Source organism: Variovorax sp. LARHSF232, from assembly GCF_052871435.1.
Window position 1 is genome coordinate 197,043 of the sequence record NZ_JBIXJS010000003.1, and the last position, 14,071, is coordinate 211,113.

Below are 14,071 nucleotides of genomic sequence, written 5' to 3' on the forward strand. Positions count from 1 at the left end.
GCGAGCATCGGCAACCGCAGCCGCGCTCGTCGCAGTGCCGCATTTTAGTAGAGCGGTTGGCGCTCAGCGGCTTGCTCGCGACGCCGCCGTGGGTCGCAGATGGTTGGCGACCGCAAATGCGCCCACTCTACGGCCGAGCTCGGTGGAGTGCTCGTTGGTGCTGCGGAAGTGGATGCCGGCAAACGCTCGTGCGTCCTCCATCTCCTTCTCGATCTGCGCGAGGCTGGTGTAGCTGCGCATCATCCCGAGACCCGGCGGGAACACGTAGCTGAACTTCACCTCGTCGCTGCCGAAGAGATCGCGCAACACCTGCGCGACGGCGCCCGCGGCGATGCAATGAGCGGAGGGGTAGTCCGGGTGGGGGGGAGTGATGAGCAGCGATTCCCAGTTCCGATCGGAGGCAACGTCGCCGTAGCCAGCCCGGATCGCCGTGATCGGACGCCACGCATTCTCCTGGTACTTGATCCTGAACGAGACGATCAACGCATCGGCAGCAGCTGTGTGCGTCAGCGCGAAAAGGCGGGCGTTCTCGTGCATCGAGAGCCTTCTCGCCTGCGATGCGGCGCGCGCGACGGCATTCAACTGTGGGATCTCGTTGCCCGACCAGAAAAACGCCACGGCGGTCTGATCGGCCGTGCGTTCGGTGCTGTGGCGACCCCCCAAGCGCTTGATTTCGTCCAGATCACGTGCGAACTCCCGGCTCGTCAGCTCGGGCCTGCCCTTCGCGGCGAACTGACCGACCGACTTGAGCATAAAGGGTGTGACGCCGCCCAGCTGCGGCAACGCGCCCGGCGCGAGTCCAGGGGGCGTTCGCTGCCACACCCCGACGCCGCTGCCCGGCTTGTCCTCGGCCTTTGCGTCGAAGTTGTCCTTGGCGCGCCAGGCCAGCATTCGCTCGGCCACGGTCTTGCCGACCATGATGCCGTCGGCTTTCGAGCGCTCGTCGCCGATCTTCGCCAGCGACTGGGCGAGTGCGGTGTCCAGCGCGGCCTTCTGCGATGGCACAAGCGCGGCGAGGACACCGTGCGCGGCGGTCGCAGCAGCGGCGTCCTTCGACGCGCCTGCGGGAGCCTCGACTGGGAAGCGATACGTTTCGTGCTGCGGCTCGATCGAATTGATGGCATCGTGTACCGCACCGTGCATCGCCGCCATGACACGCGCATGGACGGGCGGCACCGCAATTGGCAGCGCCGCAGCGGTCGCGTTCCAGTCCATCACGGCGTCGGCGCGAGCCGGGCCGATGGCACCCGACAGGCACAATGTTGCGACGACCGCCGTCCCGAATGCGCACTGACCTTTCAGAATGACAGATTTCATGTGGCCTCCGTTGATGGGTAATGCCCGATCAGAGGAAGTACGGATCAAAGACCCGCACCTCGGTGATGCGATCGACCGGCAGGGCGGTGGCCTGCGCGGCGACCCGGATCGCCTCGGGCGACGGAGAGTCGACGATGCAGAAGCTACGGCAACGGTCCGGCGTCACGAACGAGTGGATCCAGGTCACGCCTTCGCGCGCATTGGCGCGGATCACTTCGTCGCAGTGATCCGCGGCGCGGCCGTCAGCGGCCGTCCCGGTGCGAGCGCGGGCGCAGAAGGTGCGTTCGACGAGGTAGCGTGGCATGGTCGACTCCGGTTCGCGGGGCGATGCACGGACATTAGGGCGCGCTCCAAGCGCGCGATACGGTCGAACCACCCAGATTTGAAGCAACCGCGTTGCGCGGTGCGCGAGGATGTGGCGACTACTTCACGGGCACTCGATGAAGGGCGCCTCGGCGGCGCGCGCCGACAGCCGCTCGCGGCCGGCGCGCGTGCACCGCTTCATCACGCCGGCCGGATGTTCTGGTTCACGCGGAACAGGTTGTCCGGGTCGTACTGGCCCTTGACCTGCACCAGGCGCGCGTAGTTGTCGCGGTAGGACGCGCGGATGCGCTCCTCGCCCTCGTCCATCATCATGTTCACGTAGGCGCCGCCGGCCGAGTAGGGGTGCAGCGCATCCCAGTAGTCCTTGGTCCAGGCCGTGATGTTCGCGCGGTCCTGCGGGTCGGGGCTGACGCCGACGATCACCTCGGCCCACTTGGCATCGCGGTACGCGAAGGGCGTATCGGCGGAGCCGGTGCGATGGGCAGCGCCGTCGATCGGGTACAGATGCATGGTCGACTGCATCGTCGGCAGCTTGGCTGCAAAGCGTTCGTGCTCGGCAATGGCCGCGTCCGGCAGTTCGTTGACGAAGTCGGCGCGCCAGTACCACTGGTGGCCCTTGGGGTACAGCGCGTCGAAGGCGCTCTGCAAGGCCGGGAAGGGCATGGGCTGCACGCCGTGCAGCAGCGGCGTGCCGAATTCGCGCACCGGCTTGAAGACGGCGTCAGCCTGCTCCGGGTCACCCGTGTAGCACCACACCACGCCGCACACCTTGCGGCCGTGCAACGCCGGCGGGAAAGGATCGGCCGGCGGCACCGTCAGGAAGGCGAAGAAGCCGTTGAGCTCGTCCGGCGCCTGCGGCATGAAGTCGCGGTACCAGCGCATCACCTCGCCGGCCGCCTCCAGCGGCCAGAAGGTGGGGCCGGCCACCACCGTCGATACCGGATGCAGGCGGAACAGGAAGGAGGTCACCACGCCGAAATTGCCGCCGCCGCCGCGCAGCGCCCAGTACAGGTCCGGGTTGCTTTCAGGGCTGGCGGTGACCAGTTGGCCGTCGGCCAGCACCACGTCGGCTTCCAAGAGGTTGTCGATGGTGAGCCCGCATCGGCGCGTCAGGTGGCCGATGCCGCCGCCCAGCGTGAGGCCGCCGACGCCGGTGCTGCTGATGATGCCGCTGGGCGTGGCCATGCCGAAGGCGTGCGTGGCGTGATCCACGTCGGCCCAGGTGCAGCCGCCCTCGACGCGCACGGTGCGCGCCTGCGCATCGACACGAATGCCGTGCAGCGACGACAGGTCGATCACCAGTCCGTCGTCGCAGGTGCCCAGGCCGCCGCCGTTGTGGCCGCCGCCGCGCACGGCCAGCAGCAGCGATTGCTCGCGCGCGAAGTTGACGCACTGCATCACGTCGGCGACATCGCGCACTTGCACGATGAGCTTCGGGTAGCGGTCGATCATCGCGTTGTAGACCTGGCGCGACGCCTCGTAGTCGGCGTCGCCGGCCTGCACCACGCGGCCGCGCAAGGCGGTTGAGAATTGGGCAAGGGTGTCGGGGGTCATGGCGTCTCTCCGGTAAGGGTGGCGCGTCCGGTGGACGCGAAAGCCACGCTTCCGTTGTAGGCCTGCCCCCGCCTCGCCGAAATAGTCAGGTCTGACCACCCGCGGCGCCAGGCGCCGCCGTCAGGTAGTCAGGCGGCCGCCAGCATCAGCTCCGGCTGGAACTTCGACACCTCGATGATCACGTCGGCCGGCACGTTGGCGCGCCTGGCCGCCTCGCGGATCGCTTCCGGATTGGCCGCTTCGTAGAGGCAGTAGGACTTGCGCTTGTCCGCGCTGAGAAAAGAGAACAGCCAGTTCACGCCTTCCTCGCCGTTGATCTTGGCGATTGCGGAGACGCCCGGCGGGTTGAGCTCGAGCTGTTCCGCGAAATTGCGCTCGATGAGGTACAGCGGCATGGAGGCCTCCCAGGCAGATCAATCGACCAAAGCTAACGGTCAAAGGTAGCGCAAGCGCCTTCGTTTGGCAATTTGCCCTGCGCGCGGCAGGGCCCGGCGCGCCCGGGAAAACCCTGCGGATCATTCTGTTTCTTCGAATAATCCGCTGTCGATCTGGCCCCTACCGCCGCGCCAGGTGTCTCCCTAGAGTTCGCTCCATCGCAGCAGCCCTTGCTGCATGACACACGGACCTTCAGGAGACACGCACATGAGCGCCACCTACCAAACCCGCTTCGGTTCGCTGAAGAACTACGAGAAGGGCCGCGTCGAGCCGATTTCCGACGACGTGCGGCACTACGCCATGTCCAACTGCTTCGACATCGCGAGCAAGAGCAAGCCCTACGAGAAGGTGGTGTTCGGGCAGAACCAGATCTACGTGCTGGAGACGATCCGCGCCGAAGGCACGTCGCCCTGGTTCACCTGCGCGCACGACGAGTTCGCGCTGGTGATGGACGGCGAGGTCGAGGTGCACCTGGTGCAGCTCGATGCCGCCCAGCAGATCGGCGACACCGAGAAGAACGGCGCCGTGCTCGTCGAGGGCGAGCCGCGTGGCAAGAAGATGGGCTGGATGAAGCTCGCGCGCGGCCACCAGGGCCTGTTGCCCAAGAACAGCGCCTACCAGTTCCGCGCCGCCCAGCCTGGGGTGATCGTGCTGCAGACCTGCAAGGGCGATCTCTCGGTCGAGAAGTGGGCCGAGATCTGTCAGCTGCAATGAATGAATGAATGAACCGGATCGAGGAGACACGCACCATGAACGCCCCCACCGAACTCGCCAAGGTCATCGCGTCGCAGCCGGATGCCACCCTTGGCTACAAGGACTTCCAGCTCGGCAGCTTCGGCTTTCGCCGCGACGAGTACTTCGCGCACATCACCTGGACCACGCGCGACAAGCGGCCGATGAGCCACACCCTTGACATCGGTTTCTTCTTGCGCGCGCTGATGCGCGACGTGGCCTGGGGCTTCTTCTACGGCTGGGTCAATTTCGACGACGTGGTGGGTACCGTCAACCACTACCAGTCGGTCGACCTGTACGCCGGCAGCTACAACGGCACCATGAAGGAAGCCGGCATCGACTTGCTGGAAAACTTCCCGACCGCGCAGATCCGCGCCACCTTCGAGGCCATGCTGGACGACTGGACCAACGAGAGCTTCGACCCCTTCGCCGCCCCGCAGGAAACCGGCACGCCCTATGGCCGCAAAAAGGGCAGCAACACCGCCAAGATCACCCGGGCGCGCGAGCTGGCCAAGCGTTGCGTGGGCCTGAAGGACGACCTGAACCTGCGCAGCGACGCGCGCGGCGCACCGGTCAATCGCGCCTTTGCCGACGTGCCGCAGGGCGAGCCGGAATTGCATCCGGAGCCGGGCTTCGAGAACGAGGTGCACGCCTTCAACCTGTTCGCCTTCTTGTCGCGCTCGCAAGTGACCTGGAACCCCAGCTTCACCTCGGTCGTCAAGCACAGCTACATGTGCCCCACCACCGAGGAGCACATCCTGCCGATCATCCACGGCAACGATCGGGTCGAGTGGTTCTTCCAGATGACCGACGAGATCCATTGGGACTGCGGCGACAAGAACACCGGCAAGCCGATGGCCCGCGTGATCATGAAGGCCGGCGACATGGCCGCCATGCCCGCCTACTGCCGGCACCAGGGCTACAGCCCCAAGCGCTCGATGCTGCTGGTGTGGGAAAACGGCTCGCCCTCGCTGGTCTACGAGATCCAGAAGGGCGAGAGCCCCGAAATTCCGGTGACGTTCTAGAGGCAAAGCCAAGGAGGCACACCATGGCCCTCTCCCATCAACCCATGACCAACGAGCAGCGCAAGTCGGTGGCGCTCGAATATCTCAAGGCCTACGACAACGGCGGCGTCACCTCCGACGGCGGCTCGATCCTCGATCTGTTCGCCGGCGACGCGCAGGTCTACTTTCCCAAGTGGGGCCTGGCCAACGGCAGGGAAGAGATCGGCAAGCTCTTCGGCGACGTCGGCAGCCGCGGCAAGTCGATCCGGCACGACTACGCCGGCTTCAACTGGATCATGACCGGCACCGACCTCTTCGCTTGCGAAGGCACGAGCTACGGCGAGCATGCGGACGGCCCCTGGCGCGCCGGTGTGCCGGAGTGGGGCGCGGGTCGCTGGTGCGACGTGTTCGAGGTGCGCGACTTCCTGATCCAGCGCTGCTTCATCTACCTGGACCCCGACTACGCCGGCAAGGACACGCAGCGCTACCCCTGGCTGGCCGGCAAGACAACATCATGACGCCCAAAGATATACAGCAGGCCGCGGGCCTCGCGACGCCGATCCGCCACCAGCTTTTCATCGACGGCAAATTCGTCGATGCGCAATCGGGCGAGACGCTGGCCAGCCTCAACCCGCACGACAACTCGGTGATCGCCGAGGTGGCATTGGCCGGCAAGGCCGACGTGGACCTGGCGGTGGCGGCAGCGCAGCGCGCCTTCCCGGCCTGGAGCCGCATGGCCGCGGCCGATCGCGGGCGCATCCTGCTGAAGCTGGCGGACCTGATCGAGGACAACGCCGAGGAGCTGGCGCGCCTGGAGTCGCTGGACACCGGCCATCCGATCCGCGACTCGCGCAAGCTCGACGTGCCGCGCACGGCGGCGTGCTTCCGCTACTTCGGCGGCATGGCCGACAAGTTCCAGGGCGAGACCATTCCGGTGGAGGCCGGCTTTCTCAACTACACCTTGCGCGAGCCGGTGGGCATCGTCGGGCAGGTGGTGCCGTGGAACTTCCCGCTGATGTTCACCAGCTGGAAGATGGCGCCGGCGCTGGCAGCCGGCAACTGCATCGTGATGAAGCCGGCCGAGATCACGCCGCTGTCTTCGCTCAAGATCGCCGAGCTGATGCGCGAGGCGGGGCTGCCCGACGGCGTGGTCAACATGGTGCCGGGCCTGGGCAGCGTGGCCGGCCAGTACATCGCCGAGCACCCGCTCATTTCGAAGATCGCCTTCACCGGCAGCACCGCCACCGGCCGGCGCATCGTGCAGGCCAGCAGCGGCAACTTGAAGAAGGTGCAGCTGGAGCTGGGCGGCAAGGGGCCCAACATCGTGTTCGAGGATGCGAACCTGCAAGCCGCCGTCAACGGCAGCGCCTGGGCCATCTTCCACAACCAGGGCCAGGCCTGCATTGCCGGCTCGCGCCTGATGCTGCACGAGAAGATTGCCGACGCATTTCTGGAGCATTTCGTGCCGCTGGCGCGTTCCATCCGCCTGGGCAACCCGCTCGACGATGCCACCGAGATGGGCCCGCTCACCAGCGCCCAGCACCGCGAGCGAGTGCTGAGCTATGTCGAGGTGGCGCAGAGCGAAGGCGGCGAGCTGCTGGCCGGCGGCCGATCGCCCGGCGGCGAACTGGCGGGCGGCTGCTATGTGGAGCCGACGGTGATGCGCGCCAAAAGCTACCGCGACCGGGTGGCGCAGGAAGAGGTGTTCGGTCCTTTCGTCACCGTGCTCACTTTCAAGAACGATGAAGAGGCTTTGCAGATCGCCAACGGCACCGACTACGGTCTGGGCAGCGGCTTGTGGACCCGCGACCTGCAGCGCGCCCACCGCGTGGCCCGCGACCTGCATGCCGGCATGGTCTGGATCAACAGCTACAAGCGCGTGAACCCCGGCTCGCCTTTCGGCGGCGTCGGCCAGAGCGGCTACGGGCGCGAGATGGGCTTTGACGCGATGCGCGAGTACACGCAAGTCAAGAGCATCTGGGTGAATGTGGACGCGCAGATTCCGCCGCACTTCCAGCGCTGAACAAGAGAAAGCCGCATGCGCGATTTCGTCTACACCAGCCAGCCCCAGCGCGTGGTCTTTGGCGCCGGCAGCCTGGCGCAGCTGGGCGCCGAGATCGAGCGCCTGGGCGCACGCCGCGCGCTGGTGCTCAGCACGCCCGAGCAGCGCGGCCAGGCCGAGCGGGTGGCGGACTTGCTGGGCGCGCAGGCGGCCGGCATCTTCGACCGCGCGGTGATGCATGTGCCGATCGAATCGGCGCGCGAGGCCCGCGAGGTGGCGCGGCGGCTGGATGCCGACTGCGCCATCGCCATCGGCGGTGGCTCCACCACGGGCCTGGGCAAGGCGATCGCGCTCGATTCGGGCCTGCCCATCCTGGCCATTCCCACCACCTATGCGGGCAGCGAGATGACGCCGATCTACGGCATCACCGAAGCGGGTTTGAAGAAGACCGGCAAGGACGCGCGGGTGCTGCCACGCACCGTCATCTACGACCCGCAGCTGTCGCGCAGCCTGCCGGTGGAGCTCAGCATCACCAGCGGCATCAACGCCATCGCGCATGCGGCCGAAGGGCTCTACGCGAGCGACGGAAATCCGATCATGGACCTGATGGCAGAGGAGGGCATCGCCGCGCTGGGCCGCGCGCTGCCTGCCATCCGGCTTGACCCGGACGGCATGGACGCGCGCGGCGATGCGCTCTACGGCGCCTGGCTGTGCGGCACGGTGCTCGGCAATGTCGGCATGGCCCTGCACCACAAGCTGTGCCACACGCTCGGCGGCAGCTTCAACCTGCCGCACGCACAGACCCACACCATCGTGCTGCCGCATGCGCTGGCCTACAACGCGGCCGCGGCGCCGCAGGCCATGGCGCGTATCGCCAGGGCGCTGGGCGCAGATGCTTCGGCCAGTGCGGCGCAGGCGGCCTATGACCTGGCACGCGACAACGATGCGCCGGTCGCCCTGCGCGACATCGGCATGGCGGCCGGCGATGTCGAGCGCGCACTCGACATCGCCCTGCACAACCAATACCCCAACCCGAGGCCGCTGCAGCGCGATGCCATCCGCACGCTGCTGCAGAACGCCTTCGATGGCGTACGGCCCGGCTGAGCGGCAGATCACCACCCCGAGGAGACAACAATGAGTATCGATCGCAGACAGTTCACCCAGGCCGCCGCAGCGCTGGCCGCCACCGCCCTGGCGCCGCGCGCCTTTGCCGCCGACGTGCTCAAGATCGGCTACGTCTCGCCGCAGACCGGCCCGCTGGCGCCCTTCGGCGAGGCCGACAAGTGGGTCATCGAGCAGATGAAGACGGCCTTCAAGAACGGGCTCACGGTGGGTGGGCGCAAGTACGAGGTGCAGATCGTGCTGAAAGACAGCCAGTCCAACCCGAATCGCGCCGGCGAGGTGGCCAACGACCTGATCCTCAAGGACAAGGTGGCGCTGGTGCTGACGGCAGGCACGCCCGAGACCGCCAACCCGGTGAGCGATGCCTGCGAGCTCAATGAGGTGCCCTGCGTGTCCAGCGTGGTGCCCTGGCAACCCTGGTTCTTCGGCCGCAAGGGCGATCCGGCCAAGGGCTTCAACTGGACGTACCACATGTTCTGGGGCCTGGAGGACGTCATCGCCAACTTCAGCAACGGCTGGAAGCAGGTGCAGACCAACAAGAAGGTGGGCGGGCTTTTTCCCAACGACGGCGACGGCAATGCCTGGGGCGACAAGGAGCTGGGGTTCCCGAAGCCGCTGTCGGCCATGGGTTTCACGCTCACCGACCCGGGGCGCTTCCAGAACGGCACGCAGGATTTCAGCGCGCAGATCGCCGCCTTCAAGCGCGACGGGGTGGAGATCGTCACCGGGGTGGTGATCCCGCCGGATGCCAAGACCTTCCTGACGCAGGCGCGGCAGCAGGGCTTCAAGCCCAAGGTCATCACGCTGGGCAAGGCGCTCTTGTTCCCCGGCGCGATCGAGGCGCTGGGTGAGCTGGGCGAGGGCCTCACCACCGAGGTGTGGTGGAGCCCCTCGCATCCCTTTGCATCCAGCCTCACGAAGCAGAGTGCCAAGGCGCTGGCCGAGGCCTACGAAAGCGGCGCCAAGAAGCAGTGGACGCAGCCGATCGGCTTTGCCCATGCGCTGTTCGAGGTGGCGGCCGATGCACTGTCGCGTGCCAGGTCGCTCAAGGCAGCCGACATGCGCGACGCGGTGGCGGCGACGTCGATCAATTCGGTGGTCGGGCCGGTGAAGTGGGGCGGACAGGGCCCCTTCAAGAACGTCAGCAAGACGCCGCTGGTGTTGGGCCAGTGGGGCAAGGGCCAGAAGTACAAGTACGAGCTCACCATCGTCGACAACCAGGCGGCGCCGAGCATTCCCACCGGCGGCACGATGCGCCTCATCGGCGCTGCTTGAGAAGAAAGTCATGGCCCTGCTCGCCCTGCATGGCGTCTGCAAGTCCTACGGGGCGCTCAAGGTCACGGACAGCATCGACCTGTCGGTGGCCGAGGGCGAGACCCTGGGCATCCTCGGCCCCAACGGGGCAGGCAAAACCTCGCTGTTCAACCTGATCTCGGGCGACGTGCGGCTGGACGCCGGCCGCATCGAGTACGACGGCAAAGAGGTGTCGGGCCTCTCGCCGCACCAGCGTTGTCGCGCCGGCATCGGCCGCAGCTACCAGGTGCCGCAGCCTTTCGGCGCCATGAGCGTGTTCGAGAACCTGGTCACCGCCGCCTGCTTCGGTGCGAAGCAGCGCGAGCACGAAGGCTGGGAGACCGCCTACGAGGTGCTGGTGCAGACGGGTCTCTTGCCGCAGGCCAACAAAGCCGCCGGCAGCCTGCGCCTGCTGGACCGCAAGCGCCTGGAACTGGCGCGCGCGCTGGCCACGCGGCCTCGCCTGTTGCTGCTGGACGAGATTGCCGGCGGCCTCACCGAGCACGAGGCGAAGCAGCTGGTGGAGGAGCTCAAGGACATCAAGGCGCGCGGTGTCACCATGATCTGGATCGAGCATGTGGTGCATGCGCTGCTGGCGCTGGCCGACCGGTTGTTCGTCATCAACTTCGGGCAGCGGCTGGCGGAGGGCGCGCCGCAGGTGGTGATGCAGGACACCGAGGTGCGGCGGGTGTACATGGGGGTCGAGGCATGACGGCGGCTCTGCTGCAGGTCCAAGGCCTCGAAGCCTTCTATGGCGATGCGCAGGCCCTGTTCGGCATCGACTTCGAATTGGCGCCGGGCGAGCTGGTGGCGGTGATCGGCGCCAACGGGGCCGGCAAATCGACCCTGCTCAAGAGCCTCACGGGCCTGGTGCGCGCGCCGCGCGAGGCGGTGCACTGGAAGGGCGAAGCCATCGGCGGCCTGCCGCCCGGCGAGATCGTGCGCCGCGGCCTGGCGCTGGTGCCCGAGGGCCGGCGCCTCTTTCCCAGCCTCAGCGTGGAAGAGAACCTGCTGATGGGCAGCCTGTCGCGCCGCGCAGGCCCGTGGAACCTGCGCCGCATCTACCAGATGTTCCCCATCCTGCAGGACAAGCGGCACCAGCCGGGCACGTCACTGTCGGGCGGGCAGCAGCAGATGGTGGCGCTGGGCCGCGCGCTGATGAGCAACCCGGAGGCACTGCTGTGCGACGAGCTGTCGCTGGGCCTGGCGCCCATCGTGATCCGCGAGATCTACCAGGCCATGCCGCAGATCACCGGCGAGGGCATGGCGCTGGTGATCGTCGAGCAGGACGTGTCGCTGGCGCAGCGCGTGTCGCGGCGCCTGTATTGCCTGCAGGAAGGGCGCGTGTCGCTGCAAGGGGCATGCGAAGCCTTGTCGCGCGATGAGATCTCGCGTGCCTACTTCGGCATCGAATGAGAAGAGCAAGAGAAAAGGGCAGCAACGATGATCGAGACACTCGCGCAAGGCATCCTGCTGGGCGGCCTCTACACCCTCTTCGCACTGGGCCAGTCGCTGATGTTCGGTGTCATGCGGCTCACCAACACGGCGCAGGGCGACTTCATCGTGCTGGCGGCCTTCGCGGTGATCGCCGCGCTGGGCCTCACCGGCGGCTCGGCCTGGCTGGCGGCGCTGGCGGTGCTGCCGATGGCCTTTGCCGGCGGCTATGCGCTGCAGCGCTATGTGCTCAACGGCACGCTGGGCAAGGACCCGCTGCCTTCGCTGGTCGTGACCTTCGGCCTGGCGGTGGTGATCCAGAACCTGCTGCTGCAGCTCTTCTCGGCCGATCCGCGCGCCATCGAGACGGGCGGCTTCAGCACGCAGGGCATTGCGCTGGGCGAATCCTTCTCGATCGGCGCGCTGCCGCTCGTGATCCTGGCCGTGGCCGTGGCGGCCACCGCGGCCCTGCAATGGCTGTTCGGCGCCACCGCGCTGGGCCGGGCCTTTCGCGCGGTGTCCGACGACGTGGAGATCGCCGGCCTGATGGGCCTCAATGCACAGAAGGTCTATGCGCTGGCCACCGCCATCGCCTTCGTGCTGATTGCCATCGCCGGCACCTTGCAGGGCATGCGCACCACGGTGTCGCCATCCGATGGTCCGCTGTTGCTGCTGTTTGCCTTCGAGGCCGTGATCATCGGCGGCATGGGTTCCTTCTGGGGCACCCTGGCCGGCGCGATGATTCTGGGCATCACGCAGCAGATCGGCTTCCGGCTCGATCCGGGCTGGGGCATCTGGGCTGGCCACATCGTGTTCCTCGCCGTGCTGGTGCTGCGGCCGCAGGGACTCTTTCCCAAGACGCGCGGCTGAACGCGCAGCAAGTACAACGATGTCCCCCACCTCTTCTTCCTTCCAGGTCGAACGCGGCAGCGCGATGGCCCATGCCGCGCTGGCCGCCGGTGCCGTGCTCGTGCTCTTGGCCGCCAGCCTGCCCTTCTGGGGCGAATCGAGCTGGATGCGCGAGTTCGTCGAGATCGGCTGCTACTTCATCTTCGCGATGATGTGGAACCTCTTGGCCGGCTATGGCGGCATGGTCAGCATCGGGCAGCAGGCCTTCTTCGGCTTCGGCGGCTACGTGATGCTGATGCTGGGCAACTTCGCCGGCACCAACCCCTTCGTCGCCGTCGTGCTGGGCGCGCTGGCGGCGGGGCTGATCGCGGTGCCGGTGTCCTTCGTGGCCTTCCGCCTCTCGGGCGGCTACTTCGCCATCGGCACCTGGGTGATCGCCGAGGTGTTCCGCCTGTCCTTCGCCAACGTCTCGGCGGTGGGCGGCGGCTCCGGCACCACGCTGACGGCGCTGCGCGGCATCGAGAAGGCCACGCGGGAAAGCGTGACCTACTGGATGGCGCTGGCCTGCGTGGTGGCGGCCATCGCGCTGGTCTACCTGTTCCTGCGCGGCAAGCGGGGGCTGGCCCTGCTGGCCATCCGCGACAACGAGGTGGCGGCCGAATCGCAGGGCGTGGCGGTGCGTTCCACCAAGCTGGCGGTGTACGTGGTGGCGGCCTTCGGCGCCGGTCTGGCCGGCGCGCTCTACTTCGTGGGCAATCTGCGCATCAGCCCGGACGCGGCCTTCAGCGTCAACTGGACGGCCTTCGCCATCTTCATGGTGGTGATCGGCGGCATCGGCCGCATCGAGGGCCCGATCGTCGGCGCGCTGGTGTTCTGGGCGCTCAACAAGTTCTTCAGCGACTACGGCACCTGGTACCTGCTGGGCCTGGGGCTCCTGGCCATCGTCGTCACCCTGTTCTTCCGCCAGGGGCTGTGGGGCTACGCGCAGCAGCGCTGGGGCTGGTCGCTCTTTCCCACGCAGCGCCGGCTGGTGCTGCCAGGCGACGCCACCGCCAGGCGCCCCATGGCGGTGGCCCAACATCCCGACCTGAAGCTGCAAGCGGCACCCCATGCGAAACATCAATGAACACACGATCACGCAAGCCGTGCTGCAAGGCCTGGCCGGCTGCGAAGACACACGCCTGAAGCAGGTGATGAGCGCCCTGGTGCGCCACCTGCACGCGTTCGCGCGCGAAGTGAAGCTGACCGAGGCCGAGTGGGAAGCCGGCATCCGCTTCCTCACCGCCACCGGCCAGAAATGCGACGACAAGCGGCAGGAGTTCATCCTGCTGTCGGACGCGCTGGGCCTGTCGACCCTGACGGTGGCGCAGAACCATCCGGTGAGCGCGCAGGCCACCGAGGCCACCGTGTTCGGGCCTTTCTATGTAGCGGGCGCGCCGCAATTGCCCCAAGGTGCCGACATCTCGGGCGGCGCCGCCGGCGAGCCCCTGCACGTGCGCGCCACCGTTCGCGGGCCGGGCGGCGAGCCGGTGGCCCACGCCCTGGTGAATGTGTGGCAGGCCGATGCCGACGGGCTTTACGACGTCCAGCGCGCCGGCCTCGGACAGCCCCAGGGCCGCGCCACCTTGCGCACCGACGAGGAGGGCCGGCTCAGCTTTCGCAGCGTGCTGCCCGTGCCCTATCCCATTCCCACCGACGGGCCGGTGGGCATGATGCTGAAAGCGCTCAAGCGCCACCCCTGGCGGCCGGCGCACGTGCACTTCATGATCGAGGCGCCGGGCTATCAGACGCTGATCACCCACGTCTTCCGCAACGGTGACGCGTACCTCGACAGCGATGCCGTGTTCGGCGTGCGCAGCTCGCTCATCGGCGACTTCCGTTCGCACCCGGCAGGCAGCCGCGCGCCGGACGGCAGCACGCCCGACCAGCCGTTCCACACGCTGGACTTCGACTTCGTGCTGGAGCCGGCGCAGGCCTGATGCGGCCCCGGGCGCGTGCGGCGCCG

General features: G+C 67.5%; 15 protein-coding genes. 11 read left to right on the forward strand and 4 right to left on the reverse strand.

The window, feature by feature from the left end; genetic code table 11:
• Window positions 1-63: 63 nt before the first annotated feature.
• The 4 genes from ACIPRI_RS09755 to ACIPRI_RS09770 all read right to left on the reverse strand — a co-directional run bounded on the left by ACIPRI_RS09755 (window position 64) and on the right by ACIPRI_RS09770 (window position 3,590).
• On the reverse strand, window positions 64-1,317 hold the full coding sequence (locus ACIPRI_RS09755) for a vanadium-dependent haloperoxidase (RefSeq protein ID WP_446621235.1): 1,254 nt from the start codon (window positions 1,315-1,317) through the stop codon (window positions 64-66).
• A 28-nt stretch (window positions 1,318-1,345) separates the two neighbouring features.
• Window positions 1,346-1,621 carry a DUF4242 domain-containing protein gene (locus ACIPRI_RS09760; RefSeq protein WP_446621236.1) on the reverse strand — a complete coding sequence of 92 codons (276 nt, stop codon included), beginning with the start codon at window positions 1,619-1,621 and terminating at the stop codon, window positions 1,346-1,348.
• 200 nt (window positions 1,622-1,821) lie between these two features.
• Window positions 1,822-3,195, reverse strand: a complete 1,374-nt coding sequence (locus tag ACIPRI_RS09765) for an FAD-binding oxidoreductase (protein ID WP_446621237.1) — start codon at window positions 3,193-3,195, stop codon at window positions 1,822-1,824.
• A 128-nt stretch (window positions 3,196-3,323) separates the two neighbouring features.
• Window positions 3,324-3,590, reverse strand: coding sequence for a DUF4242 domain-containing protein (locus ACIPRI_RS09770; RefSeq protein ID WP_446621238.1), 267 nt, complete (start codon window positions 3,588-3,590; stop codon window positions 3,324-3,326).
• A 247-nt stretch (window positions 3,591-3,837) separates the two neighbouring features.
• On the opposite strand from ACIPRI_RS09770, the gene ACIPRI_RS09775 reads away from it, so the two are divergent.
• The 11 genes from ACIPRI_RS09775 to ACIPRI_RS09825 are packed head-to-tail and all read left to right on the forward strand — an operon-like array spanning window position 3,838 to window position 14,045.
• Window positions 3,838-4,344, forward strand: coding sequence for a hydroxyquinol 1,2-dioxygenase (locus tag ACIPRI_RS09775; RefSeq protein ID WP_446621239.1), 507 nt, complete (start codon window positions 3,838-3,840; stop codon window positions 4,342-4,344).
• A gap of 35 nt (window positions 4,345-4,379) precedes the next feature.
• A complete protein-coding gene (locus ACIPRI_RS09780; protein ID WP_446621240.1) occupies window positions 4,380-5,387 on the forward strand; it encodes a hydroxyquinol 1,2-dioxygenase in 1,008 nt (335 codons plus the stop codon).
• A gap of 23 nt (window positions 5,388-5,410) precedes the next feature.
• Window positions 5,411-5,884: a nuclear transport factor 2 family protein gene (locus ACIPRI_RS09785; RefSeq protein ID WP_446621241.1), complete on the forward strand. Its 474-nt coding sequence runs from the start codon at window positions 5,411-5,413 to the stop codon at window positions 5,882-5,884.
• A 41-nt stretch (window positions 5,885-5,925) separates the two neighbouring features.
• Window positions 5,926-7,389 (forward strand): aldehyde dehydrogenase family protein, encoded by a 1,464-nt coding sequence (locus ACIPRI_RS09790; RefSeq protein WP_446621692.1) that lies wholly within the window; start codon window positions 5,926-5,928, stop codon window positions 7,387-7,389.
• Between the two features lie 15 nt (window positions 7,390-7,404).
• On the forward strand, window positions 7,405-8,472 hold the full coding sequence (locus tag ACIPRI_RS09795; protein ID WP_446621242.1) for a maleylacetate reductase: 1,068 nt from the start codon (window positions 7,405-7,407) through the stop codon (window positions 8,470-8,472).
• A 30-nt stretch (window positions 8,473-8,502) separates the two neighbouring features.
• A complete protein-coding gene (locus tag ACIPRI_RS09800; protein ID WP_446621243.1) occupies window positions 8,503-9,765 on the forward strand; it encodes an ABC transporter substrate-binding protein in 1,263 nt (420 codons plus the stop codon).
• Window positions 9,766-9,775: 10 nt separating this feature from the next.
• Window positions 9,776-10,495 carry an ABC transporter ATP-binding protein gene (locus ACIPRI_RS09805; protein ID WP_446621244.1) on the forward strand — a complete coding sequence of 240 codons (720 nt, stop codon included), beginning with the start codon at window positions 9,776-9,778 and terminating at the stop codon, window positions 10,493-10,495.
• Window positions 10,492-11,199, forward strand: a complete 708-nt coding sequence (locus ACIPRI_RS09810) for an ABC transporter ATP-binding protein (protein ID WP_446621245.1) — start codon at window positions 10,492-10,494, stop codon at window positions 11,197-11,199. The genes ACIPRI_RS09805 and ACIPRI_RS09810 overlap by 4 nt, the downstream gene beginning before the upstream one ends.
• Before the next feature lie 27 nt (window positions 11,200-11,226).
• The gene (locus ACIPRI_RS09815) at window positions 11,227-12,087 is read left to right on the forward strand and encodes a branched-chain amino acid ABC transporter permease (protein ID WP_446621246.1); all 861 of its coding nucleotides are present in this window, start codon (window positions 11,227-11,229) and stop codon (window positions 12,085-12,087) included.
• Window positions 12,088-12,106: 19 nt separating this feature from the next.
• On the forward strand, window positions 12,107-13,192 hold the full coding sequence (locus ACIPRI_RS09820; RefSeq protein WP_446621247.1) for a branched-chain amino acid ABC transporter permease: 1,086 nt from the start codon (window positions 12,107-12,109) through the stop codon (window positions 13,190-13,192).
• A complete protein-coding gene (locus ACIPRI_RS09825; protein ID WP_446621248.1) occupies window positions 13,176-14,045 on the forward strand; it encodes an intradiol ring-cleavage dioxygenase in 870 nt (289 codons plus the stop codon). The genes ACIPRI_RS09820 and ACIPRI_RS09825 overlap by 17 nt, the downstream gene beginning before the upstream one ends.
• Window positions 14,046-14,071 lie beyond the last annotated feature (26 nt).

Excerpts from the sequence above, each read along its gene's own strand:
- ACIPRI_RS09755 (WP_446621235.1), bottom strand. The coding sequence starts at position 1,317 with ATGAAATCTGTCATTCTGAAAGGTCAGTGCGCATTCGGGACGGCGGTC.
- ACIPRI_RS09760 (WP_446621236.1), bottom strand. The coding sequence starts at position 1,621 with ATGCCACGCTACCTCGTCGAACGCACCTTCTGCGCCCGCGCTCGCACC.
- ACIPRI_RS09765 (WP_446621237.1), bottom strand. The coding sequence starts at position 3,195 with ATGACCCCCGACACCCTTGCCCAATTCTCAACCGCCTTGCGCGGCCGC.
- ACIPRI_RS09770 (WP_446621238.1), bottom strand. The coding sequence starts at position 3,590 with ATGCCGCTGTACCTCATCGAGCGCAATTTCGCGGAACAGCTCGAGCTC.
- ACIPRI_RS09775 (WP_446621239.1), top strand. The coding sequence starts at position 3,838 with ATGAGCGCCACCTACCAAACCCGCTTCGGTTCGCTGAAGAACTACGAG.
- ACIPRI_RS09780 (WP_446621240.1), top strand. The coding sequence starts at position 4,380 with ATGAACGCCCCCACCGAACTCGCCAAGGTCATCGCGTCGCAGCCGGAT.
- ACIPRI_RS09785 (WP_446621241.1), top strand. The coding sequence starts at position 5,411 with ATGGCCCTCTCCCATCAACCCATGACCAACGAGCAGCGCAAGTCGGTG.
- ACIPRI_RS09795 (WP_446621242.1), top strand. The coding sequence starts at position 7,405 with ATGCGCGATTTCGTCTACACCAGCCAGCCCCAGCGCGTGGTCTTTGGC.
- ACIPRI_RS09800 (WP_446621243.1), top strand. The coding sequence starts at position 8,503 with ATGAGTATCGATCGCAGACAGTTCACCCAGGCCGCCGCAGCGCTGGCC.
- ACIPRI_RS09805 (WP_446621244.1), top strand. The coding sequence starts at position 9,776 with ATGGCCCTGCTCGCCCTGCATGGCGTCTGCAAGTCCTACGGGGCGCTC.
- ACIPRI_RS09810 (WP_446621245.1), top strand. The coding sequence starts at position 10,492 with ATGACGGCGGCTCTGCTGCAGGTCCAAGGCCTCGAAGCCTTCTATGGC.
- ACIPRI_RS09815 (WP_446621246.1), top strand. The coding sequence starts at position 11,227 with ATGATCGAGACACTCGCGCAAGGCATCCTGCTGGGCGGCCTCTACACC.
- ACIPRI_RS09820 (WP_446621247.1), top strand. The coding sequence starts at position 12,107 with ATGTCCCCCACCTCTTCTTCCTTCCAGGTCGAACGCGGCAGCGCGATG.
- ACIPRI_RS09825 (WP_446621248.1), top strand. The coding sequence starts at position 13,176 with ATGCGAAACATCAATGAACACACGATCACGCAAGCCGTGCTGCAAGGC.